Source organism: Novosphingobium sp. ST904 (assembly GCF_001298105.1).
Classification (GTDB): domain Bacteria; phylum Pseudomonadota; class Alphaproteobacteria; order Sphingomonadales; family Sphingomonadaceae; genus Novosphingobium.
The window spans coordinates 1-26,018 of sequence record NZ_LGJH01000144.1 but is presented as its reverse complement, the minus strand read 5'-3'; the positions used below and the strand labels follow the sequence as shown (position 1 = coordinate 26,018).

Sequence of the window (26,018 nt, the reverse complement as noted above, 5' to 3'; positions counted from 1 at the left end):
TCAGGAGGCACACCCTACGCACGGATGTGCGGGATTAAATTCCTTTATATCAATGGCATAAAATATAAAAACTATGAAGTACCAGCGAGTACCAGCTTGAGTACCAGCGAGTACCGTGATTTATACTATGTTTATTCCAGTATCTTAGGTGGTACTCATCGATACTCATTGCAATTTCGTGGCTTTGAAGACCCTGTTGCTATCCCGGATGATTAGCGGTACAAACATCTCGCTTTGCGTAAGCCCACCATCCTCCCTGCTAGGAGGTTGGTTTGACATCATCACTTCAAAGAATGATCCGTCTGGATCGTCGGCAATATGCTCGCCTTGAAAAGATAGCCAAGGATCAGGGGCGCCCGGTTTCCGAGCTGATACGTCGCGCGATCAGCGACTATCTCGACCAGGACAAAATTCTCACGGCAAGCCAGCTTCGGCAGGCCCGGCTGATGGAATATACGCAAGCCGCGATCGACACGATCCTGCGCGAAGATCACTACGATCAGCGCCAACTCGTCATCGACGAGACAACCCGCCGCATGGAGCGCTATCATGGCGCGTAATGCTCCGCGCAAGCGCGGCGGCAAGGACCGCGAAGACATCCGCAGCGACGGCTCGCCCCAGCCCCTCAAACACGATTCCCGGCGTGGCAAAACACCCCGCAACAACGGCAACTTCGTGCGCGGCTCGCAGCTGGTCAACACCCAGGTCCTGATGTGGCTGCAGGGCGCGAAGATGCCCGCCCTCATGTGGCTGGGCCTGTTCGGACTGGCCTACTTCATCATCATGTCCTTCACGCTGGACGAGAACAACTTCCAGCTCATCTGCATGCGCGTGCTCTCCTGGCTGTGGGACTGGTGCGCATTGAATCCGATGAAGCAGGCCAACCTGGTCCTCCCGGACAACTCGGTGCGCCACACCTACATGGGTTACGTGCCCTACGTTCCCGAGGTCGCGCTCGCCTGGAGCAAGGCGCTGCGCGGGCTGATGGGATCGATCCTGATCGCCTCCTTCATCACCGTCCCCGCCTCGATCTGGTACGTCGATTTCTCGAAGCGGCGCGGCAAGTCGATCATGGAGGAACGCCACGAGCGCGGCGCCATGCTCGTGGACCGTGAGGTGCTCCTCGATGCGATCAACCAGCACAACCGCGAGAAGTTCATCGCCGAGGCCCGCGACCTCTTCCCGGACAACACCCCGAGAGAGGTGCTGGACATGCCTTTCGAGGCCCGCAAGGCCGCCGGTATCCACCACCCTTACGACATTGCCGGCATCCCCTATCCGCACCGCCTCGAGCAGTCCCACACCATGCTGCTGGGCACCACCGGCACCGGCAAGACCACGGTGCTGCGCAGGCACATCGCGCAGATGCGCCAGCGGCAGGACAATGCCGTCGTCTTCGATCTCACCGGCGCCTATGTCGAAGCCTTCTACGACCCCTCGCGCGACACCATCCTCAACCCCATGGACGCGCGCTGTCCGGCATGGTCGGTCTTCAACGACTGCGAGAGCTATTCCGAGTTCACCGCCGCCGCATCGGCGCTGATCCCGTCCGATGGCGGCTCGGCCGAACCGTTCTGGGCGATGGCCGCGCGCACCCTGTTCATCGAGATGTGCATCAAGCTCATCGAGAAGGGCCAGACCTCCAACCGCGCGCTCGCGGAAAACCTCATGACCGCCGACCTCAAACAGGTCCACAAGCACCTCCAGAAGACCATCGCCGACCCGCTCACCGCGCCTGAAGCGCGCGCATGGCCGAATCCATCCGCGCCGTCTTCAACACCAATGCGCAGGTCCTGCGCTTCCTTCCTGACGAGGGCGATCAGTTCTCGATCCGATCATGGATCACCGCCGACAAGAAGCCCGGCGGCATCCTGTTCATCACCTCCAACTACACCGACCTCGAGATGAACAAGGCCCTGCTCACGCTGTGGTCGAACCTTGCCATCCACTCGCTCATGACCATGAAGCACACCCGGTCCCTGCGCACCTGGTTCATGTTCGACGAACTGGGCGCGCTCCATCGCCTCCCCGCCATCGAGAACGGCCTGCAGACCGCGCGCAACTTCGGCGGCGCGATGATCCTGGGGCTCCACTCCTTCGACAAGCTGGTGCAGGTCTACGGGGAGGAGAACGCCCGCAATCTCTCCTCGCTTGCGCGTACCAAGCTGATGCTGGCCGCCGCCGATCTCGACACCGCCGAGCAGTGCGCCCGCTACATCGGCAATCGCGAGATCCGCCAGATGGATGAGGGCTACTCCTACGGGTACAACTCCACCCGCGACGCCTCGACCCTGACGCCGCGCAAGCAGGTCGAGCCGCTCGTCATCCCCGACGACATCATGAACCTGCCCTCGATGCACGGCTTCGTGAAGTTCCCCGACGGCTTTCCCGCAGCGCGCGTGCAGCTCGAATGGAAGCGCTATCCCAAGGTCGCCGAAGGCTTCGTGCCGCGCCCGAAGCGCGGCCCCGACGATCCGGGCGGACAGGGACGCGGAAGAGGGGGTAAGCCCAAGGGCGGCGATGACGGTGGGCGCGGTGAAAGCCCTGCGCTCAGTGATGAGGAACTGGCCGCGCGCGATGTGCCCATCGCGCTCGCGGCCAATATCCTCTCGCAGCCTTCCGAGCAGGAGCGTGAGGAACAGGAAGGACGCGATCCGAACACGCGCGAAGCCCTCGAGCGCATGGACCCCGGCGGTGCCCGTGACGGCGCTGACAGGTCACAGGACGGTGCAGACGGCAGGACCGGAGAGACCGGCCTTGACACACCCGAGAACGGGCTTGCCCGTGCCGCGGATCGCATGTCGGGTCGCGACGACAATGCCGTGGCCTCCCGTTCCTCGCTGCGCGAAGGCGAGGAGGAAGCATCGCGCTCTCAGCCCCATCCTTCCGAGGAGGATCTTGGTGTGCGTGAGGCGCGCGACGGCTTCGGCACCGGCGACGGTATCGATCATGATCATCATCACCATGGCCCCGGCGATGCCGACTTCGGGATCGGGGACTGATCGATGCACTCGATCTCCGCCGTGCGCTCGGCCTCGGGCGCCGCCAAATACTTCACCGCCGACGATCTGGTCAGCGGCGAATACTACACCGCCGAGCACGCCGGCGAGGTCAGCCAGTGGGCCGGCGAGGGGGTGAAGGACAGCCCCCTCGCTCCCGGCACTACAGTGACGCGCGAAGCCTTCGAGAAGGTGCTGAACGGCGAGACCCCGAACGGCGAGCAACTGCGCCAGTTCGAGGGCCGCCGCCCCGGCATCGACATGACCTTCTCCGCGCCCAAGTCGGTCTCGCTCATGGCCTATATCGCCGGCGACAAGCGCATCCTCGGACCCGAAGGCGCGCACTTGAAGGCGGTCCAGAAGACCATGGCCTGGGTCGAGAAGAACCTCGCCGAGACCCGCAAGGACGTCGACGGCAAGAAGGTGCCGGTCCAGACCGGCAATCTCGTCTACGCCCTGTTCCAGCACGACACGAGCCGCGCCCGCGATCCGCAGGCCCATGTCCATGCCGTCGTCGCCAACATGACCCGTCTCCCCGACGGCACCTGGCAGGCGCTCCACAACGACCGCATCTGGCAGAGCAACTCGGTCATCGGCACGATCTACCACGCCAACTTGCGCGATGAGATGGAGAAGCTGGGTTACAAGGTTCAGCTGGACGGCAAGCACGGCACCTTCGAGATCGTCGGCGTCCCCAGGGCGGTGATCGACGCCTTCAGCCAGCGCCGCGAAGAGATCCTCATGAAGTCCGAGGCGCTGGGCATCGTCTCGCCCAAGGGGCGCGACAGCCTTTCGGTCAATACCCGCGACGCCAAGGTCAAGCTCGACGATCGCGACGAGCTGGTGAAGGAATGGATCGAGAAAGCTGAAAGCCTCGGCTTCAACGGCAAGGAGATTCTGGAGGCGGCACTACGAGCGTCGCGCGAGCAACCTGAGAACCTTGCCGTGCGCGGCTACAAGGCCATGCTGGAGGTGGTCAATACCGCGCGCGAGTTCGTCTCCGGGCTCCTGCGCTCGCCCGAGCCGCTGGTCGATGCCGGGATCGCGCGCTTCGCGCAGTCACCCGCCGATGCCCGCGCGCAGCTCGCCGTCGCCTCAGCGGTGCGCATCCTCGGCCAGCGCGAAGCCGCCTTCCAGGTCCACCAGGTCGCCAAGACCGCGCTCGATCTCGGGCTCAAGGGCGTCACCATCGATCACGTCGAGGCCCGCATCGATCGCCTGATCGCCAAAGGTGATCTCGTCGCTGGCGAGATCCGCCACAAGGGCCGTCTCGTCGAGGCGGTGACCACGCCCGAGGCGCTGAAGATCGAGCAGACCATCCTCGATCGCGTCGAGGCTGGAAATGGCAGGGCAATCGCGATCGTCGATGCCGCCAGCGCCCCCACCCGCCTGCAGGAGGCCGCCGCCCCGCGTGAACTGAACCAGGGCCAGCTTGCCGCGGCCACCATGATCGTCTCGGGCACAGATCGCTTCGTCGCCGTCCAGGGCGTTGCCGGTGCGGGCAAGTCCACCATGCTGCAGGCCGTCGCCACCCTCGCGCGCGAGGAAGGCAGGCAGGTGCTCGGCCTCGCCTTCCAGAACAAGATGGTCGGCGACATGCGCGAAGGCATGGTGCCCAGGCACATGTCCGCCGAGGACATGGAGAAAGCGGGCGTCTCGGCGCAGACGATCGCCTCGTTCGTCTGGCAGAACGAAAAGTATCTCAGCGATCCGGCCAGTCCAGGGGCGCAGGCGCGCCGCGACGAGCTGGCGGGCACGATCGTCGTCGTCGACGAGACCTCGATGGTCTCCAGCGAGGATATGCTGAAACTCATGCGCATCATAGAAGCGCTCGGCATCGGACGCGTCGCCTTCGTCGGCGACCGCCAACAGCTCTCCTCGATCGATGCGGGCAAGTCCTTCGCCATGGTACAGGCCGGCGGCATCACCATGGCGCGCATGGAACAGAACGTGCGCATCAATCCCGAGAACAAGCAGCTTCTTACCGTCGCCGCCCTCGCCAACACCGGCAAGGCGGGCGCTGCGCTGAAAGTGCTGGGCGAGAATGTCACCGAGCATGAAAGCCCCGCGCAGCAGGCGGCCGATACATGGCTGGCCCTCTCCGCTCAGGAGCGCGCGGCCACCGCGGTCTTCGCCTCGGGCCGCGAAACCCGCGCCGAGATCAATTCCGCGATCCAGGAAGGGCTTTTGCGCGAGGGCACGCTGAAGGGCGACGGGCTCTACATCACTGTCCATGACAAGATCAGCAAGGAGCGCGAGCAGCTGCGCTATGCCCACCATTACACCATGGGGCAGACGCTCACGGTCACCGGACAGGTGCGCGAGGTGGGGCTCGGGCGCGGCCAGTACCAGGTGGCCCGCGTGTTTGAGAACGGCAAGGTCCAGGTCACCGGACCCGGCGGGCGCAGCATCCGCTTCGATCCGCAGCGTATCGATCCCGCCATCCGCCGCGACCGGCTCGAGCTGTCCGCGCTGCAGACCGTGAAGATCCACGAGGGCGACACCATCCGCTGGACGGCTACCGACAAGGAGCGCGGCCTCGATAACTCCGCGCTCGCCAGAATCGTCTCGATCGAGGGCGGCAACGTCACCGTCGAGACGGCCAGCAAGGAGCAGGTGACGCTGGGGCGCGGCGATCCGATGCTCAGCCGCCTCGACCTTGCCTATGCGCTCAACATGCACATGGCGCAGGGCGTCACCGCTGACAAGGCCATCGGCGTCATGCTCTCCTACGAGCACAACCTCTCCAACCAGCGCCTCTTCAACGTCCTCGTCACCCGTGTTCGTGACGGTCTCACCATGATCGTCGATGATCGCCAAAAGCTGGAATGGCGGCTCGACAGCAATCCCGGCGACAAGACTTCCTCGCTCGAGAGCATCGGCAGGCTCGATATCGACGGTCCCGGCGCGAAGGCGGCTGCGGCCGACGCGGCGCTGACGGCCGCCTTCGATAGCCTCGAGGGTGGGAACGGCGGTGGAGCTGGCGGCCTCAATGGCCCGGCTGCGGGCAATGGCGCCATGAGCGAGGGCAAGGTGGACTGGAGCGATGTGCCTGCCTTCCCCGTCGGCGATGGGGCCGAGGGTAGCAGGCAAAGCGATGGCGCCGGTGATGCGCAGCGCAGCGACGGCGACCGGGCCCGCATGCCCGATCCCGATCCGCTGAATCTGAACGACCTGCCGCCGATGGGCGTCTCCGACACCGACTATGCAAAATACGAGCCGATCGAGATCGATGGCGAGCCGATCTACGATCCCGGCGCCGACGAGAGCCTCTCCGCGCCGCGCGAGAAGGAGGATATCGATCCGCTGCGCCAGGCGCTGCTCGATCACCTCGAAGGCGACGGTCTCGGCGTGGTCGACAGGACCGTCGATGACCTCACCGGCATCCCGCCAATGCCCGGACGCGATCCCGACCTCATTCCGGGCCTCCCGGAAAAGAACCTGGGACTGGACCTGTGAACCGTGACGATTTTCCCATCAATATCTTCAACTGCGACATTCATGACGATGAGGATCTCGATACCCTCGAATACCTCATCAGGCAGGCGCGCGAGGGGCATATCCGCCTCGTCGTAGTCGACGAGGACATCGGCCTTGCGCATCGCTACGCCGACCCCGAGCGTGACCAGCACATCGATGCCGATCGCGGCAACTGGGACGTCTTCGCCGACAATTTCCTGCCCGACCATCACGCAGCCTTCAGTCGCGATGTGATCGGCGACTTCGTACCCGAGCCGGCGCGATCCGACGCGGTGGCGGTCCTTGCAGCGATCATGGTGGCCGCATCGGGCGAACCGGGCGGGGACCTGTCCACCATAGCCGCCATGGCGCGCCAGGCCGACGTCGGTGCGATCCGCACCATCCTCGAAGACCATGGCGCCCCGGCTATACGCGATCAGCATGCCATGGTGGTGCAGGCCGTGCTGAACGGGGTCGCACGCCGTTTCGTGAAGCGCGATCCCGATATGCCGCGCGTGTCGCTTGAGCGCTGGGCCGACGCCGATCCCGGCCCGATCCTGTTCATCACCGCCCATGCCCCATCGATGAAGCATGCCCCTCGGTGCGTGCCATGATCAGCGCGGGGATACCGTGATGCCGAAGGCCGCTGCGACCCCCCGGCGATTGCCTCAGCGCCGATTACTGGCTGGAAAGGATCATCTGATGCCTCTGATACTTATTGCCGCCGCCGCGCTGGCGGGCTGCACCGTGACGGATGGCTACACTATCAGGTGCAATGGCGAGCGCATCCGCCTGCTGGGCGTTGATGCTCCCGACGATCCGGGCAACAGCCGGTGCAGGCCGGTGCTCAAGCCCGGCACGATCTGCGACCGGCAGCGGGCTGCCGCAAGCAAGGCTTCGCTGCAAGGGATCATGGCGGGGCCTCTATCCATCGAGCGCGTGGGCACAGATCGTTACGGGCGCACGCTGGCGATCGTCTACGCGCAGGGCCGGAGCCTTTCGTGCCACCAGATCGCGGGCGGGCAAGCTACCTATGTGGCCCGCTGGGACCAGGGCGCACGGGTGGCGCGTGAGTGCCCGCGCGAGGCGGCGGGGGCGGCGCGATGACCGGCGGCGGCGCGCAGATCGCGGCGCTGCCGCGCTTTACCGCCCCTGCCCCCATTTCCGGCTGTCGCAGGAGGATGCCATGCGCGAGCATGTAACCCCCACGCCCCGCACCCCTCGCGAAATCGTCTTCGAACATGCGCTCATCCTGCGCCGTCTCTCAGGGCAGATGCGCAGCGTCCTGCGCGAGCCGGAGACGATACCCATGCCCGCCACCCTGCGTCGCTCCCTCACGGACAGCGCCAGGGCATTCGAGGAGTGTGCCGGCGACCTCGAGGCACTCGCCGCCACCGCCAGTCATACCCTCGTGCGCGTGCCGACCTGGCGCGATGGCGTGAAGGCGGCGCTGGGTTTCCTCGTTCCCTGCGCCGCCTTTCTCGCAATCGTGGCGCTTGTGGTGTCCAGCGTGCCGCAAGCCCCGACTGATCCCAAAGAGATACAGCGCTACCTCGACGATGCAAAATGGATACAGATGTACGAGGACCGCCTGGAAGCCACTTCGCGGGGCGAACATGGGCCTCGATGACCGCGACTACATGCGCGCTCGCTATCGTGAGCGGCGTGGGCTCGGCGCGACGCGCTGGAACGACCGCAAATCGCGCGTCGAGCACGATGGCGCATGGTTTTCCGCGAAGAACCAGGGTTTCGACTACCAGAAGAACCGCTGGCGACCCAGGAAGCCTGATCGCTCGGGCAGGATCGGTTGGGCGCTGGCGGGTCTCGCGGTGCTTGTCGGATCGCGATCCCGGCCTGGCGCGACATCAAGCTGACGGGATGGCTCCACGATACTGAAACGGAAATCCCCTTCCCCGCCTCGGGCAGCGTCACCGTCAACCGCAGCGTCGATCCCAAATCGGCCATCTCGCGCCTTCGCATCATCGCCGCGCGCGGCAATGCCCTCGTCCAGCTCTACGATCCCGGCACCGGCGCGCATGTGATCTCGGTCTACGCGCGCCGTAATGCCGACGTCGCCGTGCCCGTCCCCCCCGGAACCTATCGGGTCAGGATCGTCGAGGGCGACAAATGGCATGGCGGTCAGCGCTACTTCGGTATCTCGACGGTCTCGCAGACCGTCAGCGCGCCCGTGCGCATCGATCCGCACTGGACCCGCGTGATCGACCTTCACCGCAGCCGCTGGGGCAATCTTCGCGCCAGCGTGGATATCCGCTCACCCAAACCGCTCGATTGAACAGGAAGACCGCACGACGATGATCCTCAAGCCCTCCACCAAGTCCGATGAACTCGCGGAAATGATACAGTTCCTGGACGATCCCGGCTTTGCCCTTTTGCCCGCGTCCGTGCGCAAGGCAGCGAATGCGCGGCGGCGGGGCATCGACGGCGAGAAGTGCACGGCCCACATCCTCGATCGCAAATTCCATGCGATGCCCGACCATGCGCTGATCCACGACCTGCGCATCCCTGACGGCATCGGCGGCTGTGCGCAGTTCGACCACATCGTGCTCTCGCGCCTGTCGCGCACGGCCGCGATCTTCGAGGTGAAGAATTACGGCGGCCGCCTCTCACGAAATGCCCATGAAGAATGGATGGTGTGGTACGAGGGGCGCAGGCGGCCTGTGTCTATCGCGAATCCCCTGGCCCAGGTCCGCCGACAGCGCGAGGTGCTGCGTGAGTGGCTGCGCGCCAACCAGCATGACAAGGCTTTCGAGCAGATCGGCGTCTTCGTCATCATGCCGCCCGGCTGCGACATCGATCGCAAGGCGGTCACCGCCGACTTCAGCGTCTACAAGGCGGACAATGTCATCGCCGAATGGAACCAGCTTGGCGGGATCTCGCCGCTCGGCAAACTGTTCTCCACCGGGGTCTCGCAAGGCTCCCTGCGTGCCATAGGCACCCAGCTTGTCGCGGCGCACGTTCCCGACGGCAAGACTATCCATGAACGCCTACGCATAGCTCCTCCCGCGTTGGAGGACACGCCCGAAGATACTACAGCCATATCTCCGACAATTACCGCCGAAACCGATGTGACAGCTGACGCCACACCTGATGCCGTGCCCGAGCAGGTCGTCCTTGTCGCTCCGACTCTCGAAGTGGCCCCGCCTGCGGCCCCAGCCCCGCATCCGCTCCCTCCGGCGCGCGGCGGCGCAAGGCGAGCGAGCCTCAGATGCTGGCGCCCGGGATTTCGCAAAAGATCCTGCGCGATGGCCGCGTTGCCTTCCTTGCCGATCCCGACAACGATGAAGCCGCGGCACGGCTTGCCGCCGCCAGCGAGGGGCATGCGAAATGGAATCGGCAATATCGCAACTGGCTATGCGAAGCCGATGCGGCCGAATTTGTCCGCGCCGTCCTGCTCGTCGATCCGTCAGCCGGAACCGGGGTCATGGCTTCAGGTCCTCAACCAGTCAGTCTTCACGTTGAACAGGGGTAATCTTCCATGCGACACATGCTCACCACTGCCGTCATTGCTATCGCGGCGTTCGCTGCTTCGCCCGCCACTGCCCAAAAAATGGGCAAGGGCGGCATCGGCATCGACGAAACCTCCGAGGTTCCCCGCTGCGATGTACCCCTGGGCACCATCGCGCTCGTCGAGGATCGCACCGCCGCGCCGAGCGAGGAGGATATCCCCGCAGGGCTTCGCGCCATGATCCGCATGGCCGAGGCGCAGAATGGCGGCGCGGCGCAGAAGATCGATCTGCTGCCGTTGCTGAAACTGCTGACCGCACAATCCAACTGCTTCCAGGTGCTCGATCGCGGCGAGGGCTTCGATGCGCTCCAGCGCGAACGCGCGCTGGCCGCGGGCGGCACCGTGGCGGGCGGGAATACGCAAGGGGCCTTGCTGGCGGCCGACTACCTCCTGACCGCGCGCGTGCTCTATTCCGATGGCAATGCCGGTGGCAGCGGCGGCGGTCTCGGCACCATGTTCCCCGGCGCGATCGGCTTCAAGTCGAAGAAGCTGGAGAGCCAGACGATGCTCACGCTTGTCGAGGTGAAGACCGGGCTGCAGAAGGCCGTCGCCACCGGCACCGCGCGCAAGAAGGATATCTCCATCATCGGCGGGGCGCTGACCGGCTCCGGCATTGGTGCGCTAGGCGGCGGCTATACCAGCACCGATATCGGCAAGATCACTTCGTTCGCGCTGCTGGATGCCTTCCGCAAGCTCACCCGAGATGCACAGGGACGCATCGTGCCTCCGGCCCCGGCAGCAACGACCTCCGCGCCTCTTGCCCTTCCAGCTGCTCCCGCAGGATCCACCGGTGCGGTGCCGGCAACAGGAGCCTCCGCGCAGTAGGAGCCGAGAGGGAAGGAAGGGAGGGCATGGCGGGAGAATGAGCCCCCTGCCCTTCATTCCCCAAATGGAGCCATGGGTCATGAACGCGCAGACGGATCTGTTCGGCGAGGAGCCGCAAGACGCAGCGATCGAAGATGTCATCGAGGGCGCCGGCATCACGCCCGGAGAGCCGCTGGCGATGCCCTGCGGCTTCCTCGATCGCACCAATACCCGGTGCAAACGGCTTGCATGGCGGCCCGTGATGATGAACGGAAAGCAGCTGCACAGTCACGGCCGACCCATGCTCCATTGCGAGATGGCGTGTTTCACCGCCTTCCATGGCGAGCCGGGCGCTCGAACGGGGAAACAGGGCGATGAGTGAGACCATAGGAGTGACCGGCACGATCGAAGCTTCGCCGCGCGGTCCCATGCTGAAGGATACAGACGGCATGTGGTGGCGGTTGATCGGCGAAATCGACACGATCGCCACTGAGGATGACCTTGTGCGGGTCGTCGGGCGCAAGCGTGGCGCTGCCGCCATCGAGATCGACTATCTCGGCCCGTGGCAAGCTGATGCACGGTCCCCGCCGCTTTCCCCGGTGCCCGTGCTGCGGCGCTTCGGTCTGCGAATGGAGGCGCGGGTCCCCGGTCGAGGGATGCCGCCAGTGCCGCCGTCCCATGGCGCTCATGCGCTATCCCTTACCCTGGAAGAGCCCTTTGCGCCTCCTCGGCCTGTTCGACATGGCCTCCAGCCTTCAGGCCTACGCGACCATCGCAATCGGCGCATTGTTCGCCCTGGGCACGCTGTCCCTTCCCGGCCTGGTCAAGGCCATCGCCATCCTGCTCTACGTGATGGGCTCGATCCTGCTCGCTGACGGCGTACTGGGCCTCGTTTCCGGGATCGACCGGACGTGGGGCCGCATCCACTACGGCGGGCGCGCCATGGCCTTTGCCTCGGGCAAGCTGGTGCTGGGATCGCTCGCGCTAATGCTCACCATCATCGGCTTGCTCATATGACCCGTTCGGCCGACCTTCTCCACAGCGATCTTGTCGCAGGAGTTGGCCGAGGCGATTGGCGAGGCAAGCCCCTCCCCGCATGAAGATCTCGAACGAGCCAGCTCGTGACCACCTTGCTGCGGACCTTCTCCCCGCGCCTAGAGCGTTTAATCGGTCTCTATTACGGGATAGGTGTCCCGCAAGCCGGTGCTGGCGAAGTCGCCGAGAGCTTCGGCATCACCCGCGCGCGCATCGACATGCTGCGCAAGGAAGCGCTGCGCAGAATGCGGATAGCGGCAAGGCACATCGATGCGGCCGAACCTGAGCTGATCGCCGACCCAGCCTATCCGCTGCCGGGAGGCTGGGCCATGCCGGACATGGTGAACCGGAATGCCCGTTTCCTAGCGAGGCTTAATGAGGCTCGCGGCCTGCCCGTCGCGTCAGTAAAAGAACACGAAGTCGCGAAGAAGCGGAAGCCGCGTAATCGTAAGGCCTCTGCGATGGTTCGGACATGGGCGCCCTCCCCTACGCGGCAGGCGCTCGATCCCGCTTTCGTCCATCGATCAGCACTGGTCGATGGGCTTATCGGCGCGGGGCAGGTTGTCGTTCTGCCTGCCGGCGCCACGGCTATCGTCGCTGGCGCCGAATATGGCGGAATTGTTGGGCTGCTCGCTGGGTTTATCGCCATGCCAGTCATGGCGTTTGCCTATGAACGATGGATGGCAGGGCGATAAGCAATATGAGCTCTCTCTACGGCGGGCGCGCCATGGCCTTCGCCTCGTGCAGGCTGGTCATCCCAAAAGGGGAACCGACCCCAGTGAGAATTATCGGTCAGATCTGTTCCCCAGCTTGCCTCCCATGCCGATAAGCTGACTGCCGAACACATGCTCGACCCGCGCCCGCACCGATAAGCGGGTCGCCATGCGCATCCAGGCCCGCGTAGCGGCTCTCAAGGTCGAAAATCCAAGCTGACCCATCGCAAACTCTCAGGTGCTCGCGCCTATCGCCGACCCTCTGAATCCGATTCTAGCCGGTCAGGGAAGACCAATTTTGCGAGGCGCCCTTAAGTTTACTGCGACACAAATCTCCGGGAATACGGCACCACTGCACCACTGCACCACTGCACCACTGCACCGTGGACTTCAGTCGTAGACCTTTGGATTGCCTGTTGGAGCGATCCCGCGTGTCCCAAGGAAAGGCCGGAGCGATCCGAGGCTCATTGCTATATTGCAGTAAATACGTATCGCAGTGGGAACGGAGATACGTGTTTACGTATAATCGTACTCAGTCAATCCCCACAGGTAGTCGGCGATGCTCTTATCTTTTTCGACGTGGGTTTGTCGCTGGCAGTGATGGGGCGATCGGCCAGGACACGCGGGGTCGCGCCGCCTTTACGAACGCCGCCGCCCGCCCCGCCCGTATTAGGCAGGATGCCACCGCGGCTCATCGCGCGGCGATTATGGATGCTGATCGGCGTGCGAGTAGTGGTCGGTGTTCTTGCGGCCAACGCTAGCGCCAGCGGCACTCAGTATGGAGGGCTCGTTGGGCTGCTCGCCGGCGTTATAAGCCCTGCCTGTCATGGGGTGCACTTATGAGCAATGGATGACCTTGAGACCTTTACTGCCACGCTTATCTCCGGAGACACTGCGTCACTGCGTCACTGCGTCACTGCGTCACTGCGTCACTGCGTCACTGCGTCACGGACGTCAGTCGGAGAAGCCTTGATCGCATGTTGGACCGATTTCGCGTCTCCGAAGGAAGAGCCAGAGCAATTAGAGCTTCATCGCCGCAATGCAGTAAATCCGTAGCGCAGTGGACACGGACATGCGTATTTACGTAAGGTCACGTTCAATCAATCCCCGCAGGCAGTCGGCGATGCTCTTATCTTTTTCGACGTGGGTTTGTCGCTGAAGGGTTGGGGCGATCGGCCAGGACACACGGGGGTCGCGTCGCCTTTACGTACGCCGCCGCCCTCCCCTGCCCATATTGGGCAGGATGCCACCGCGGCTCATCGCGGCGATTATGGATGCTGATCGGCGTGCGAGTAGTGGTCGGTGTTCTTGCGGCTAACGCTAGCGCCAGCGGCACTCAGTATGGAGGGCTCGTTGGGCTGCTCGCCGGCGTTATAGGCCCTGCCTGTCATGGAGTGCACTCATGAGCCATGGATGACTTTAGACCGGGTAGCAAGTTTACTGCCACGCGTATCTCCGGAGACACTGCATCACTGCATCACTGCATCACTGCATCACTGCATCACTGCATCACGGCATCACTGACTTCAGTCGTAGAAGCCTTGATTGCATGTTGGAGCGATTCCGCGTCTCCGAAGGAAGAGCCAGAGCAATTCGAGCTTCATCGTCGCAGTGCAGTAAAGCCGTAGCGCAGTGGACACGGACATGCGTACTTACGTAAGGTCGCGCTCAATCAATCCCCGCAGGTAGTCGGCTATGCTCATATCGTTTTCGAGGCAGTGCCGCTTGATCTGTTTGTGGACTGATTTAGGGAGGTCCAGTGTCGTTCGGGTGGTCGGTTCCTTGTCCGAAGCTGCAGTGGCTCCTATGGGTTTCGCCGATGCCGCCTGGGGTGCAGGGGAGGGGGCTGTGGCATCTCCGCCGCTCAGGAACCGCTCTGCAGCCTGCGGATCAACGACAGCCGTTTTAGCGGGGGAAGGGCGGCGCATGGCCGTTATGGACTTGCTCACGCGGTTACTCCCTCGATCTCAATAACTTCATCGCAGAACGCCTTGATCTCTTTCGCCGCGGCGCTCGCAGGGGCGGTATCGAATACTGTGAGGCCTGCCGTCGTCGCCTCCGCAACCGCCACGCGCGACGCGATCTCAGTGCGCATCAACGGGATTTCGGATTCCTCGAATGCCTGCTTTGCGGATCTACTGATTGCAGTATTTGCCACCTTGCAGTTCATAACGAAGGCCGCAGATAAACCTGGCTTAAACATCTGGATCTCCCGTACGAGATTGGCCGTCTCGTCGCTGGCCCAAAGATCAAATCCGGCAGGCCGCATCGGAATGATGATCCGATCAGAGGCCATCATGACCGACCGAGCGATCTTGTCCGAACGGGGTGGGCCGTCGATCACAACAAAATCATAGCCGTTTGCGACCCTATCGATATCGCGGTGGACCGTCTCGGTCGCGAGCGCGACGACGGCAAAATCTGGAGCGGTTTCGCGCATGGTTAGCCACGTCATAGCCGAACCCTGAGGATCGCAGTCGAGGAGGAGGGTACGTCCCTTCGTCGACAGCGTTTGCGCTAAATGAAGGGCGAGTGTGGTCTTCCCCACTCCCCCTTTCTGGCTCAGTAATGCAGTAATCATTTAAATCAGTAACCCCGTGCCCGCGTCGATACGCAAACCCGTATCGCAGGCTTTGCGGTGATGCGGAAGGGGGTAATTACGGTCATACGTACTACCGTGGATACGGACTGCAGTATATCAGTACATGCATCCTCATCCGGGACCGTGGTACCTTGTGGCTAGAGGTGGCCTCGGAAAACTGGACACCGGGATAAGTGGGTTTTCGCCCTGACGGCCGCAAGGATGGCCGCGTGACAGGAGTCGAGATGTGCAAACGCCCCGTAGGAATCATACACGGTAAGCATGCGGCCAGAGAATGAGTTGGTTGACGTGGGTCATCCGGCGAGGCCCGCGCGCATCAGTGGGTCGCCATGGAAATTTTCTCAGCGCTCCTTATATTTGCTGCCGTTCGCCCGGTTTCACTCATGGGCTGCCTGTTGAGAGAAAATGCATGAGCGCCGCCGCTTACTACAATCACAATGCGGCTACTGCCCGCCTCGCAGCTCAAAACGAGACCCTTCCGCAACGCCGCCGGCAGCATGAGCGTTCAGCCGAACGCTGGGAGGAGATGGCGCGTGCGGCCGAAGAGACCGAACGCCGCGCCACTGCCAATGAAGCGGACAAGCGGGCGAGGGCGGCTGAGTAGGCGCCAGGATCAACCACCTGCGAATATTGGCGCTCGGAGCTTTTCTCCTTGCTTTGGATTTACGCAGCGTCGAGTGCGACGGGTCTGTTGCCAGACCGGAACCTGGAGTGATGTCTGAATATGCCTGAAGTCGAAGCCAAGCAAGCCGGCGTTGCCGCGCTGACCGTCGAACTGCTGAGCGCATACCTTGCGAACAATTCGGTTCCCTCCGAAGAACTCGCGAACCTCATCCGTTCTACCCGCTCGGCATTGACCGAAGAACTTGCGCCGGCGGTCGTCAAGGATCCCGCGCCGACGTTCACGCCCGCTGTGTCCGCCCGCAAGAGCATCGCCTCACCCGATCATATCCTCAGCCTCATCGACGGAAAGCCTTATCAAACCCTCAAGCGGCATCTCGCGCGCCACGGGCTCACGCCGGATAGTTATCGAGAGCGGTTCAGCCTTCCCAGCAGCTATCCGATGGTAGCACCGAGATTCGCGGCGAAACGTCGGGCTATTGCCGAGAAGATCGGCCTGGGACGGAAGAAGCAAGGCGAGGTGGCTTCTGAAGAGGGCAAACCGCTGACAGCCGGTGATGTGCCGATGAGCGGCGCGGACGAAATCGCCTCTGAAGCTCTCGCGAAAGCGGTAACGGCATCTGTGCCTGCCTCCAAGGCGAGCAAAAGGGGCCGTGCTGCGAAACCCCCAAAGGCTGACGCTGCAGAAGTGAAGGGTGCTGCCGCAAGGCGGCCCGTGGAAAGCGAGGGCGTTGTCCCGCCTGACGCTGCGCAGGACCAAGCGCGACCTGAAGACGCCTCATCGAGCGAAACGACCGCCAAGCGCCCGTCGGAATCCGCTCCGGCAAAACCTCCCAAAGCGGCCCGTGCGAAAAAGGCGCAAGTCTCGACAGCAGAGAACACGCCAGTCCCCGCCGTGACCACCGACGCGGCGACAGAAGAGGTGGCGCCCGCCGAGGTGAAGCCCGCTCTCAAGTCGCGCGCTCGTCGCGGAAAGCTGGGCCTGTTCGGCAACACCGCAACCGAGGACACCTCTGTGCCTTCACCGTCTGAGGCCTCAGACGCTGGCGTTTCGGCCGCGGCAGAAGCTGCGGCTCCCGTCAAGCAGCCCAAGTCCAGGCGAATGGCGAGGCCCACAAAGCCAGCGACGGCTACCGCTGCGAAAGTGCATGACAAATCGTAAGGCCGAACCGGATTGAGCGGGCGGCGAAACAGACTCGCGTCGTAATTTTCACCTCTTGGAGGGGTCATGACGACGGCAGGCACAACCGATGTTCGCAATGAAATGAAGGAGGACCAACTATGAACAACAATGATCTGGCCGATGTGATCGCCCAAGCTGAGGGCGTCACCAAGGCCGATGCCCGCAAGCTGGTCGACACGGTGTTCGCCGCGATCGGCGATGCCGCCGCCAAGGGAGAAGAAATCTCGCTTAACGGCTTCGGAAAGTTCAAGGTGAAGGACAGTCCCGAGCGCGAAGGCCGCAACCCGGCCACGGGTGAAGCAATGACTTTCAAGGCTTCGAGGAAGCTGACCTTTGCACCGGCAAAGGCCGTGAAGGACAAGTTGAACGGCTGAGGGAAGGAGAGGGCGCTGTCGGACGACGGTGCCCTCTCACTCGTATAATACCTGACGACGTACCGAGAGGTACGCTGCCTTGATGAATGTTCGCCGGTGCAAGCGCGAACGGTTGATCAGCGGCGGGTTTTCTTCACCAAAGCGACGATGCCAAAGCCGACTGCGGCGAGAACGCCAGCTTTCGCGGCTCCCTTGAGGAGCCCCGGCGCGGCCCATCCCGCCACTGCGCCCTTGAGGCCGCTGTCGCCATCCTGACGGTCGATCTTCGCGGCGATCGCCGAACTTATGAGCTTACCGAACATGTGTTTCCTTCTCGTGAGATAAAGCCGACCATGAGCCGGTCGTTCGCGGCGATGGTGCTGCCCTATGGCAGGCTGGACTTAATCGTGGACCATGCGGGGGCTATGGTCCACGGCAACTCGGAATAAGGCGGCACGCTGGGCGCAACGCGCCAACCCTTGGAGAAGAAGTACGCATCCGATAGCCGCCGCGGCGCTCCCGTAACCAGGTCGCCCCGTTGACGATGGTTCAGGCGGCGAGTTCCTCGGCGGCCTGCTGCTGAGCGGTCTTCCAGTTCCACGGCAGGAGTTCGTGAAGGTGGTTCTGTGGGATGTCGGCGATCCGGGCGAGGACGTCGGTGAACCAGGCGAGCGGATCGACGTCGTTGAGCCGAGCCGTGCCGAACAGGCTGAACATCATCGCCGCACGCTCGCCGCCACGGTCTGAGCCCACGAACAGCCATGCTTTCCTTCCTCGAGCAACGCTGCGCAGTTGGCGCTCCGCGGCGTTGTTAATGGGCATGATGTTCTTCGATGCCGATCGCGGTCGCCAAGTGACTCTGTTTAGGGTAGCTTTTGCTGGCCGGGATAGGGGCATCGGGAGCACGAAACGGTGGCAGGCCGACCTTTCGATGAGCTGCGAGCTCGAGTTGTTACATGGCCGCCCCTACGACTTGCCCGGCTGCGCTGCGAGCGCGGATCCGTAGATGTCGTGCAAGCCACTGGCTCCCAAACAATGGAGAGCATGTATGAAAATCATTGGCATGGATATTCATCGATCGTTCGCCCAAGTGGCGGTTCTGGAAGGTGGTCAGGTCACTAAAGAACTTCGCGTCGAACTCACCCATGTGCCTCTCGTGGCTTTCGCCAAGACGCTCAGCCTTAACGACGAGGTCGTGATCGAGGTGACCGGTAATAGCGCGGCTGTGGAACGGCTCATGCGACCGCATGTCAAACGAGTCGTCGTGGCCAATCCCCGCCTGGTTCGCGCAATTGCTTATGCGCGTGTTAAAACCGACAAAATCGACGCCGTAACCTTGGCGAAGCTTCATGCGGCGGGCTTCTTACCAGAAGTCTGGGTAGCTGATGATGATACGTACAACCGCCGGCGCCGCGCCGCGGAGCGGGCAGGTGTGCTAGCCCAACTCGTCCGCATCAAAGGACGGATGAAGGCCATTCTTCACGCGAACCTGATCCCCCCGTACAAAGGCCATCTCTTCGGCAAGGCTGGGCAGCGGTGGCTTGATAGCCTGCCGCTCCCCGAAGAAGAACGCGGACTGATGCAGCGTCTGATGGCGGAGATGGAGCGTGTATCGGCGCAGCTGGCAGAGATCGACAAGGCGCTGGCACAACAAACCCTGGACGATCCGCGCGCGCACAAGCTCATGACGATTCCAGGCATAGGAGCGATCGTGGCTTCGGTCGTGCTGGCTTCAATCGGCGACATCGCGCGCTTCGCATCGCCGGACAAGCTCAGCAGCTACTTCGGTCTAACGCCAAAAATTCGTCAATCAGGTGACCATCCGGCACGGCACGGCCGCATCTCCAAGCAAGGCAACGCCGACGCTCGCAAGATGCTGGTAGAAGCGGCTTGGTCAGCCAAAACGGCACCGGGGCCTCTGCGGGCGTTCTTCAACCGCGTGCAGAAGAAGCGTGGTTCAGGTGCTGCTGCCGTTGCGACGGCACGCAAGCTTGCGGTGATGATCTGGCATGTTTTGTCGAGCGGGACAGAATACGCCTACGCGAGACCGTCGTTCACGGCAATGAAGCTGCGGAAGGTCGAATTGATGGCCGGAGCACCGCGGGCGTACGGCAAGGCGGGTTCGGCCCGCGATTATTGGATTAAGGAGATCAGGGACCGCGAAGCAGGCTATGTGGCGCGTGCTGAAATGGCATACGAGCGCATGGTCGCAGCTTGGAAGCCAAAGCCTGAAAAATCTTCTCCCGGATGACGATTGGGGCTTCTCAACACCATCCGTCGAGAGACATATCCGGCCATCGGCGAGGAAGGTGGTGAAGCCCGCCCAGTCGTTCTGAAGGTAGGCGATGGCCTTGGCCACGGCATCGTGACGGGAGAGCTTGCTGCGCGTTTCGTGCATCCAGGCCTCCAGTTCGGCAACGATCGGAGCGGACAGCTCCTGGCGAACGGCCAGGCGCTCGGCGGCAGGCTTGCCGTTGATGCCGCGCTCGATGGCAAAGAGCCGATCGATGATCTCGAGCGCCTCGGTTGCCAGCGGCGAGATGAGCGGCGCAGTGCCTTTTTTCTTGCGCTTGAGCTGCTGCCTGATGTCGACGAGCTTGAAGAATTCCCGGCGTGCATGAACCCAGCAATTTGCGCGCGTCATGGGCTTATCGGCCCAGCCTTCCTCGAGCAGGGCATTGAAGCCGGCATACCTGTCGACCTGGAGAATACCGGTATAGCCGGCCAGGTGGGCGCGAGGATGCTCGCCCCTGCGATCGCTGGAGTAGTAGCACAGCGCCACCGGCGGCGCCGGCCCGCCGAACGGGCGATCGTCGCGCACATAGTCCCAGATCCGCGCTACGCTGGTTTTCAGCTTGGCCAGAAGTGGAACGGTGGTGTCGTCTGCATGCAGGCGGTCAGCGGCAAGCCCGTGCGCCTCCAGCAGCAGGAACAGGGGTTTCACCGCCACGCAGATCGCGCCGATCTGATCCGCGAGCGTCGAGAGGCTCAAGGGGATGCCCTCGGCCTCGAGCCGGTCACGCTGGCTGTTGAGAGGCTGGTGCAGACCGTACTTCTGGAAGGCCAGGTTCGCCAGGAAGTGCGGCCCGAACATCCCGCGCGGCGTCACGTGGAAGGGCGCTGGTGGCTGGCTGATCTTCTCGCACTTACGGCACGAGACCTTCTCCCGGACCGTCTGGATCACCTTGTGGCGGGCCGGTATTCTCTCGAGCGTTTCGGTGATCACCGGGGGCAGATGGCTAAGATCGTCCGAGCCGCAGCACGGGCAAAGCTCTGGCGCTGGGATGACGACCTTCTCGCGCGGAACGTCGGCCGGGAAGTCGCGGCGGGTGGACCGCTTGCGGGTGAACGCTGCGACCGCGGTGGTCTTGTCGGCGGCAATCTGGCCAAGCAGCTCAGCCTCGCTGGCATTGGCCTCGAGTTCCTCGAAGGTGAGTTCGAGCTGACCCAGCAGGCGCCGGCTGCGCTCGGAGCTCGCGCCGTATTTGTCGCGGCGCATCTTCTCGTTCATCAGCTCGAGGTGGGCGTTGCGGGCCAGCAGATCAGCGTTGATCGCCCAGACTTTGGCAACCCGTGCTTCGGCCTCGAGCAATCTGGCCTGGGCCTGTTCCTGAACGATGGCGACCTCAGCCTCGGCCTTATCGGCCCGTTCCTGAACGAGCGCAAACTCAGCGCGAAGCTGGATGAGATCGTCGGACGGGTCGCTTGCAGGCATGCTTTTTTATAACACGAACCTGCCGCAAACCCCAGGATTTAAGCCAGTTTTCCCGCGTATTTTGTCTCACCAATGCGCCCGGACAGGCGGGATTTCTCGCACCTTGATTGACGCGGTGGATCAGCCGACCTGGGTCGGGCGCCAGGTCTCCCGGGGGTTACGCCAGTCTATACCCTCGAGCAGGCAGGCCATCGCCGATGCCGAGATGGCCACCGTTCCGTCCTTTGCGGCGGGCCACACAAAACGTCCCTTTTCCAAACGTTTTGCAAATAATGACATCCCGAGGCCGTCATGCCACAGGATTTTGCAAAGCGCCCCGCTCCGCCCGCGGAAGACGTACAGGTCGCCAGCATGGACATCCTTTTTCAAGGCCTCCTGAACCTGCAAAGCGAGCGACCGCATGCCCTTGCGCATGTCAGTATGGCCTAACGCGAGCCAGACCTTGCCTCCGCTCGGGACCGGGATCATCGGATCAGCGCCTTCAGAACAGCCGCGGCCATGCCGGGCGGCGCCGATGCGTAGATGTTCACGCGCCGCCCACCAGGCAGATCCACCACAACAGCCGGCGGCGACGGTAACGGCTTGCTGCCTCCGTCATCAAGGACGACGCTTCGACGAAGCCGACCTGCGCCGACGCCGCAGCGCCCGCCACCCCAGCCTCCAGGCACGCCTTACGGCGCCAGGTGTAAACCAGCGCCGTCGATACGTCATACTGGCGGGCTACACGCGCCACGCAGGCGCCAGGAGAAAATGCCTCCGCCAGAATCTTCGCCCGCTCGTCCTCGCCCCAGCGCCGCCGACGCTCACGCCCGCCGAAAACCGTGATCTACCCAAGAAACATTATGATGAATTGCGTTCAGCAGTTGCGGACGGCAGAGTCCGTGCTGGCCCGCGGGATCAGCGCTCCGGGTTGATTAGTCTTGATCAAGGGAGAAATGTTTTCAGCGTGGACCTTCTTGGGCCAGAGGATGTTGCCCTGTCCTGTGAAATCAACGGATTCCATACACCATCATTTGTGGCGACCTGCCAGTGGGCGCATGATGGAGCATCCTTCTCCATCGAAGGTAGCCCAACTGTGATTTCTCATGCCGTGATCCATCGCAAAGCGCTAGAAGGCGCATGGTCTAGGCGCGTGGGCGATGCCAATGGCGGCGGATGAAGCCGACAATCAGGTGATTCCGACACCATCGGCTCGCCAGCGTACCTTTACGACCAGATTCTGCGATGCCCCGGTTTGGCGGCAGGACGATAGGGCGCACGCTGCGCCCGGCTCAACTTTCACGCAGGGCCACTATGCGAAGGCCTTCGTGCCGTCCGGCAGCCGCGATTAGCCCGGCCTCTTCGAGCGTGACGGCAGCCTGCGAGGCGGTGCGCTTTGTTACGTCCAGCGCGCGGGCGATTTCGGCGCGGGTGAGGGGCCCCAGGCCGGCCAGCAGCGGCCAGACATCGCGGGCGCGCGAGGAGCGGTTGGTTTTCGCCAGCCTGGCCTTGCCAAGGTCGATTGCGGCGCGGGAACCGATGATGTCGGTGCGCACGGCGGCCGCGCCGGTGCGCAGCGCCTCGGCGAGGATCGCCGGGATCGCGCGCTCGCGCAGATTCTGGAAGGCTTCGCGCGGGACCAGGCCGGCAAGCGCCAGCGGCGCAGCCCCCAGGGCGAACAACTGCGGGCGCAGGGAAACCGCGAGCGCGGCGGCCCAGGCGCCGCCGCGCGCAGGCGGGCGGCTGAAGGCGCGGCCGGCGGCGAGGTACGTTTCCGAGCCGCCCTCGAGGAAGGCGGTCTCCTGCTCGCTCAATTGCGCGACGAGATCGACCAGCGTCGCGAGGGGATCCTCGCTCGGCAGCAGCGCATCGAGCCGATCAAGCGCGGTATCGGCGATCGCGTAGACGCGCGCGAAGGTTTCCGGGGCGCTCTTGGCGGCGAGCACCGTGCAGGCCGCCTCGGCGAGCGGTGGCGCGGCGCGGCGGGCGATCCATGACAAGAAGGCGTCGCGCTCGGCGGCGTAAGGACTGCGCACCAGCTCGGCCGCGTCCAGCCCCGGGTCGTGATCGGGACCTGTGTTTTCAAAAGGATAGGCGCGGACATGGTGCGCCCACAGGCGGCGCAGCGAGCGGCGGGCAAGGAGGGTGGCTTCGGGCCCGGCGAGCAGCGGCAGCGCGCCGTCGATGCGGGCCAGTTCGAGCTGCCAGGGGCGCGGCGCGGGTGTCACGCGGGCTACAGTATAGGAAATCGCGAAAAGGTAAACTCTGCTTGTATGGTCTATAGCCTGTCCGATAAGTTCCCTTCACGGACAGGATAAATCGGGCTACAACGCGGGGTGTCGGTTTTCCTAAATAACCGGACGACGGAATGGCGTAAAAACCTTGCGCGGCAGATTTCGCCATAAAATCGCAATTCTGCAGTTTGATTGCCTCGATCGCACAATCTTTCAGGTCGAGCACCTGCAACCTGAGCTTCTCTTATCCAGGCTACTATCTATCCTGCGTATCTCAGGCGGTTTCGCCCTTCTCGCTTAGCCCTGTAGAGCGCCTGGTCCGCTTGCCTGATCAGTTCGTCGGCACTCACATTACCGGTGCCAGTCGCGACGCCGATGCTGACGGTGATGGTATCAAGCGCCGTGTCATCCCAGCGGATTCGTTCGATCGACAGTAAGCATTCTGACCGAACACCAGACACAGGACCAAGCTGACAAGCCCGAGCGTGACGGATGCTCTGCCCCAGCGCTGCGTCTCCCCTAGCGCGTCATGACCACGTTCGTGGGCGACGTTCAGCATCATGGGCACCACGAGCAATATGCCAAGTGTAACGGTGGAAACCCACGAAACGAACATACCGATCGAGGGTGCGGTCGAAAGGGAAACGGCGATGACGCTGCTCGACGCGGCAGCTGTCAGCGCTGCCGCGCTGAATTTTGCGACCGCCAATGGGGTGTAGAACGTGTCGGGATTCTGGCTGATATTGCGCATCAATGCGTAACCGACGAGAGCCTCGACGACGTTAGCCAGGGTTAGGCTCAGGGCCGCGCCCACATCGTCGCCGACAAGACAGTTGGCGGAAAGGCTCGCGCAAGCGCCGAACAACAGGACCCATCTGCGCTGGCGGGGGCCTGTCAGCAACAATGCACCGACCAAGACCCCGCTCGCCGGCCATATCGTGGCTATGCCGTCCTTGCCCTGGGTAAGCCACAGCGCTCCTAGCCCGAAAAATTCACGCGGAGGGGTGAGTGCAGGCTGCAATTCGGATTTTGTGCAGGCGGTAGACGCGTAGCTTCATTGCCGGAGATGAGCCGGATTTCAGGGTGATTGAGGTTTGCGGGTTGAAGGGCGGGGTTTGGTTTGAAGGGGCGCTGCCCTGTGGATCAGGTGACGAGGCGAGGGACGCGGTCGAGGGCGAGGCGGAAGATCTTCTTGTCCGGGCAGGCGTTGGGCCATTGGATGCGGATCAGGGTCTTCAACTCGGTGACGCGGGCAGCTACCTTGATGAGACGCAGGCGCAAGGTATCGAACTGGACGGTACGCCAGGCTGAACGTTTGGGCATGGCGCTACGCAGGCCCCACATGAGCCAGTAGGCACCGGCATGGAGAAACAGGCGCAACTGGTTGGCGGTGGCCCTGGTGCAGGATGTGCGATCGGCAGCGAGGTGGGTCTTCCAGGACTTGATGTGATTTTCGGCCTGACCTCGCCGGCAATAGACTTGCTCGTAGAGCCGGCGGGGCGAGCCCTTCTTAAGATTTGTGACGACGAAGCGAGTGTCCGCGCCCTGATCGCCGACTTCGACGCGGGCGACAATCCGCTCGACGCGGCTCCAGCTTTTGGCGCCGTCGTGGAAGGACTTGAAGCGACGCGCCTTGCCGGCTTGGGGCGCGCGTCGAAGCGGGCTTTAGTGCTGGCCTCGAGATCGGCGATGTGACGGCGCAATGTCGACGTGGGCGCGACGCCCAGGATGAATTCGTGTCCGCCAGCCCGGCACCAGTCGATGACTTCAGGGCAGCAATAGTGGCTGTCGCCGCGCAGCAGGATCTGCGTCTTTGGCCAGTTGGCGCGAATTGCACGCATCAGGCGACGCAGGAAAGCCCTGATCTCCTTGCCGCCGGGCCGTTTGGCCGGGCGCAGGACGGCGGTGATGAACCGCCCCTCGCCATCGAACACGACGATGGGCTGGAAGCCATATTCGTCATGATGGGCGTTGAACAATCGCAACTGCTGGCCGCCGTGTACGGCATCGAAGGTGTCATCGATGTCGAGGACAATACGCCTGGGCACGGTGCGGAAACTCTCGCAATACAGATCCACCATCGCCCGGCCCATGTGCAGGAGCGCACGCGTGTCGGGCAGGTTTTCCAGGCGTGAGATTGTCGGCTGCGAGCAAAGTGCACGGTCCGATGGAGCCAGGCCAAGCGCCATCTTGAACACCGGGTCGATGCGCAGGCTGGAAGCGTCATTGCCATCTTCATAACCTGCCGCGATCATCATCAGTCGGAACCGGATAATGTCGGCAAGGGAGTGCGTGATATGATCCGGCGCACGGGGATCATTGATGCAGGCAGCCATACGATCAGCTACACCAAGGCGCTGCTCAACCTCGCGCAACAGCAAAATACCGCCGTCCGAGGAGAGCAGACCGCCATCGAAACTGGCATCTATCCGCTTGCCAGAAACGGGTGACAAACCGGTCAGCGGCAGAGTAGAACCGTCCATGGCGGGTGTGGCTTTCCTGAAATGACGTCGATCGGCTTAAGCAACCAAATCATACGTTAAATCAGCGCTTTACGCCACATCCGCCAACCCGTGTGAATTTTCCGGGCTAGGGCGAGGCCGAAATAGGCCAGCCCAGCGGCGAGGGGCCACAGGAGTACTTGAATCGTGTCCCGAATTTCGGATCTCATGGAGTGCAACGTGACGCGATCAAGGTTAACATTAGCCCTATTTTCCTCGTTTTCAAGATTGTGACACCCAGCCCGAATGAGGGTGCCAGTTACTGTATCGCGACGTGTTTACGGATATCACGAT

At 63.1% G+C, this 26,018-nt stretch carries 24 protein-coding genes and 6 pseudogenes; 19 read left to right on the top strand and 11 right to left on the bottom strand.

What is annotated here, in order from left to right; genetic code table 11:
- Window positions 1-293 precede the first annotated feature (293 nt).
- The 9 genes and pseudogenes from ADT71_RS13120 to ADT71_RS35710 all read left to right on the top strand — a co-directional run.
- Window positions 294-560, top strand: a complete 267-nt coding sequence (locus tag ADT71_RS13120; protein ID WP_054437474.1) for a ribbon-helix-helix domain-containing protein — start codon at window positions 294-296, stop codon at window positions 558-560.
- Window positions 550-3,002, top strand: a pseudogene (locus ADT71_RS13115) (type IV secretion system DNA-binding domain-containing protein). The gene ADT71_RS13120 and the pseudogene ADT71_RS13115 overlap by 11 nt, the downstream one beginning before the upstream one ends.
- Window positions 3,003-3,005: 3 nt before the next feature.
- The gene (gene mobF / locus ADT71_RS13110) at window positions 3,006-6,458 is read left to right on the top strand and encodes a MobF family relaxase (RefSeq protein ID WP_054437472.1); all 3,453 of its coding nucleotides are present in this window, start codon (window positions 3,006-3,008) and stop codon (window positions 6,456-6,458) included.
- Window positions 6,455-7,072 carry a type IV secretion system DNA-binding domain-containing protein gene (locus tag ADT71_RS13105; RefSeq protein ID WP_054437470.1) on the top strand — a complete coding sequence of 206 codons (618 nt, stop codon included), beginning with the start codon at window positions 6,455-6,457 and terminating at the stop codon, window positions 7,070-7,072. Before mobF ends, ADT71_RS13105 begins: the two co-directional genes overlap by 4 nt.
- An 88-nt stretch (window positions 7,073-7,160) precedes the next feature.
- Entirely contained in the window at window positions 7,161-7,565 is a 405-nt protein-coding gene (locus tag ADT71_RS13100) for a thermonuclease family protein (RefSeq protein ID WP_054437468.1), read from the top strand.
- A 79-nt stretch (window positions 7,566-7,644) separates the two neighbouring features.
- Complete coding sequence (locus ADT71_RS13095) at window positions 7,645-8,088, top strand: hypothetical protein (protein ID WP_132469842.1); 444 nt, start codon at window positions 7,645-7,647, stop codon at window positions 8,086-8,088.
- Window positions 8,075-8,332: a hypothetical protein gene (locus ADT71_RS32140; protein ID WP_197283015.1), complete on the top strand. Its 258-nt coding sequence runs from the start codon at window positions 8,075-8,077 to the stop codon at window positions 8,330-8,332. Before ADT71_RS13095 ends, ADT71_RS32140 begins: the two co-directional genes overlap by 14 nt.
- Entirely contained in the window at window positions 8,266-8,751 is a 486-nt protein-coding gene (locus tag ADT71_RS13090; protein ID WP_054437464.1) for a hypothetical protein, read from the top strand. The genes ADT71_RS32140 and ADT71_RS13090 overlap by 67 nt, the downstream gene beginning before the upstream one ends.
- Window positions 8,752-8,770: 19 nt before the next feature.
- Window positions 8,771-9,184: pseudogene (locus ADT71_RS35710) on the top strand (nuclease-related domain-containing protein); the annotation flags it as partial.
- On the opposite strand, the gene ADT71_RS32135 reads toward ADT71_RS35710, so the two are convergent.
- Entirely contained in the window at window positions 9,083-9,457 is a 375-nt protein-coding gene (locus ADT71_RS32135; protein ID WP_054437463.1) for a hypothetical protein, read from the bottom strand. The pseudogene ADT71_RS35710 and the gene ADT71_RS32135 sit on opposite strands and share 102 nt — an antisense overlap.
- Window positions 9,458-9,684: 227 nt before the next feature.
- On the opposite strand from ADT71_RS32135, the gene ADT71_RS32130 reads away from it, so the two are divergent.
- The 6 genes and pseudogenes from ADT71_RS32130 to ADT71_RS13060 all read left to right on the top strand — a co-directional run bounded on the left by ADT71_RS32130 (window position 9,685) and on the right by ADT71_RS13060 (window position 12,518).
- Window positions 9,685-9,948, top strand: coding sequence for a hypothetical protein (locus tag ADT71_RS32130; protein WP_054437461.1), 264 nt, complete (start codon window positions 9,685-9,687; stop codon window positions 9,946-9,948).
- Between the two features lie 6 nt (window positions 9,949-9,954).
- Complete coding sequence (locus ADT71_RS13075; protein ID WP_054437460.1) at window positions 9,955-10,809, top strand: CsgG/HfaB family protein; 855 nt, start codon at window positions 9,955-9,957, stop codon at window positions 10,807-10,809.
- Window positions 10,810-10,888: 79 nt separating this feature from the next.
- Window positions 10,889-11,170 carry a hypothetical protein gene (locus ADT71_RS13070; protein WP_054437457.1) on the top strand — a complete coding sequence of 94 codons (282 nt, stop codon included), beginning with the start codon at window positions 10,889-10,891 and terminating at the stop codon, window positions 11,168-11,170.
- A pseudogene (locus tag ADT71_RS35005) lies at window positions 11,127-11,339 on the top strand (DUF5818 domain-containing protein); the annotation flags it as partial. The gene ADT71_RS13070 and the pseudogene ADT71_RS35005, both read left to right, overlap by 44 nt.
- Window positions 11,340-11,505: 166 nt before the next feature.
- Window positions 11,506-11,805 (top strand): hypothetical protein, encoded by a 300-nt coding sequence (locus tag ADT71_RS13065; RefSeq protein WP_132469845.1) that lies wholly within the window; start codon window positions 11,506-11,508, stop codon window positions 11,803-11,805.
- A 104-nt stretch (window positions 11,806-11,909) separates the two neighbouring features.
- Window positions 11,910-12,518: a hypothetical protein gene (locus tag ADT71_RS13060; RefSeq protein ID WP_054437453.1), complete on the top strand. Its 609-nt coding sequence runs from the start codon at window positions 11,910-11,912 to the stop codon at window positions 12,516-12,518.
- A gap of 1,963 nt (window positions 12,519-14,481) precedes the next feature.
- On the opposite strand, the gene parA is transcribed toward ADT71_RS13060, so the two are convergent.
- Complete coding sequence (gene parA, locus ADT71_RS13050) at window positions 14,482-15,117, bottom strand: ParA family partition ATPase (RefSeq protein ID WP_054437449.1); 636 nt, start codon at window positions 15,115-15,117, stop codon at window positions 14,482-14,484.
- 430 nt (window positions 15,118-15,547) lie between these two features.
- On the opposite strand from parA, the gene ADT71_RS13045 reads away from it, so the two are divergent.
- From ADT71_RS13045 to ADT71_RS13035, 3 genes are all read left to right on the top strand, one after another.
- Window positions 15,548-15,742: a hypothetical protein gene (locus tag ADT71_RS13045; RefSeq protein ID WP_054437447.1), complete on the top strand. Its 195-nt coding sequence runs from the start codon at window positions 15,548-15,550 to the stop codon at window positions 15,740-15,742.
- Between the two features lie 120 nt (window positions 15,743-15,862).
- Entirely contained in the window at window positions 15,863-16,921 is a 1,059-nt protein-coding gene (locus ADT71_RS13040; protein ID WP_054437445.1) for a MucR family transcriptional regulator, read from the top strand.
- Window positions 16,922-17,040: 119 nt separating this feature from the next.
- On the top strand, window positions 17,041-17,316 hold the full coding sequence (locus ADT71_RS13035; protein ID WP_054437443.1) for an HU family DNA-binding protein: 276 nt from the start codon (window positions 17,041-17,043) through the stop codon (window positions 17,314-17,316).
- Window positions 17,317-17,432: 116 nt separating this feature from the next.
- Here ADT71_RS13035 and ADT71_RS13030 read toward each other — a convergent pair whose 3' ends face one another.
- Together ADT71_RS13030 and ADT71_RS13025 are read right to left on the bottom strand one after the other, a co-directional pair.
- Complete coding sequence (locus ADT71_RS13030) at window positions 17,433-17,618, bottom strand: hypothetical protein (protein ID WP_054437441.1); 186 nt, start codon at window positions 17,616-17,618, stop codon at window positions 17,433-17,435.
- A 226-nt stretch (window positions 17,619-17,844) separates the two neighbouring features.
- A pseudogene (locus ADT71_RS13025) lies at window positions 17,845-18,108 on the bottom strand (transposase domain-containing protein); the annotation flags it as partial.
- Window positions 18,109-18,358: 250 nt separating this feature from the next.
- On the opposite strand from ADT71_RS13025, the gene ADT71_RS30325 reads away from it, so the two are divergent.
- Window positions 18,359-19,546: an IS110 family transposase gene (locus ADT71_RS30325; RefSeq protein WP_082370332.1), complete on the top strand. Its 1,188-nt coding sequence runs from the start codon at window positions 18,359-18,361 to the stop codon at window positions 19,544-19,546.
- 9 nt (window positions 19,547-19,555) lie between these two features.
- Here the strand turns inward: ADT71_RS30325 and ADT71_RS13010 are convergent.
- The 7 genes and pseudogenes from ADT71_RS13010 to ADT71_RS12985 all read right to left on the bottom strand — a co-directional run.
- Window positions 19,556-21,010, bottom strand: a pseudogene (locus ADT71_RS13010) (IS66 family transposase); the annotation flags it as partial.
- Between the two features lie 120 nt (window positions 21,011-21,130).
- A complete protein-coding gene (tnpB, locus tag ADT71_RS13005; RefSeq protein WP_054437437.1) occupies window positions 21,131-21,478 on the bottom strand; it encodes an IS66 family insertion sequence element accessory protein TnpB in 348 nt (115 codons plus the stop codon).
- Between the two features lie 58 nt (window positions 21,479-21,536).
- A complete protein-coding gene (locus ADT71_RS13000) occupies window positions 21,537-21,773 on the bottom strand; it encodes a transposase (protein WP_231635867.1) in 237 nt (78 codons plus the stop codon).
- Between the two features lie 508 nt (window positions 21,774-22,281).
- Window positions 22,282-23,217: a helix-turn-helix domain-containing protein gene (locus tag ADT71_RS12995; protein WP_054437435.1), complete on the bottom strand. Its 936-nt coding sequence runs from the start codon at window positions 23,215-23,217 to the stop codon at window positions 22,282-22,284.
- Between the two features lie 266 nt (window positions 23,218-23,483).
- Window positions 23,484-23,600 carry a diguanylate cyclase domain-containing protein gene (locus tag ADT71_RS35705; protein WP_369818250.1) on the bottom strand — a complete coding sequence of 39 codons (117 nt, stop codon included), beginning with the start codon at window positions 23,598-23,600 and terminating at the stop codon, window positions 23,484-23,486.
- Window positions 23,570-24,244 carry an MASE1 domain-containing protein gene (locus ADT71_RS33610; RefSeq protein ID WP_054437433.1) on the bottom strand — a complete coding sequence of 225 codons (675 nt, stop codon included), beginning with the start codon at window positions 24,242-24,244 and terminating at the stop codon, window positions 23,570-23,572. The genes ADT71_RS35705 and ADT71_RS33610 overlap by 31 nt, the downstream gene beginning before the upstream one ends.
- A gap of 122 nt (window positions 24,245-24,366) precedes the next feature.
- A pseudogene (locus ADT71_RS12985) lies at window positions 24,367-25,706 on the bottom strand (IS1380 family transposase).
- Window positions 25,707-26,018: the final 312 nt, after the last annotated feature.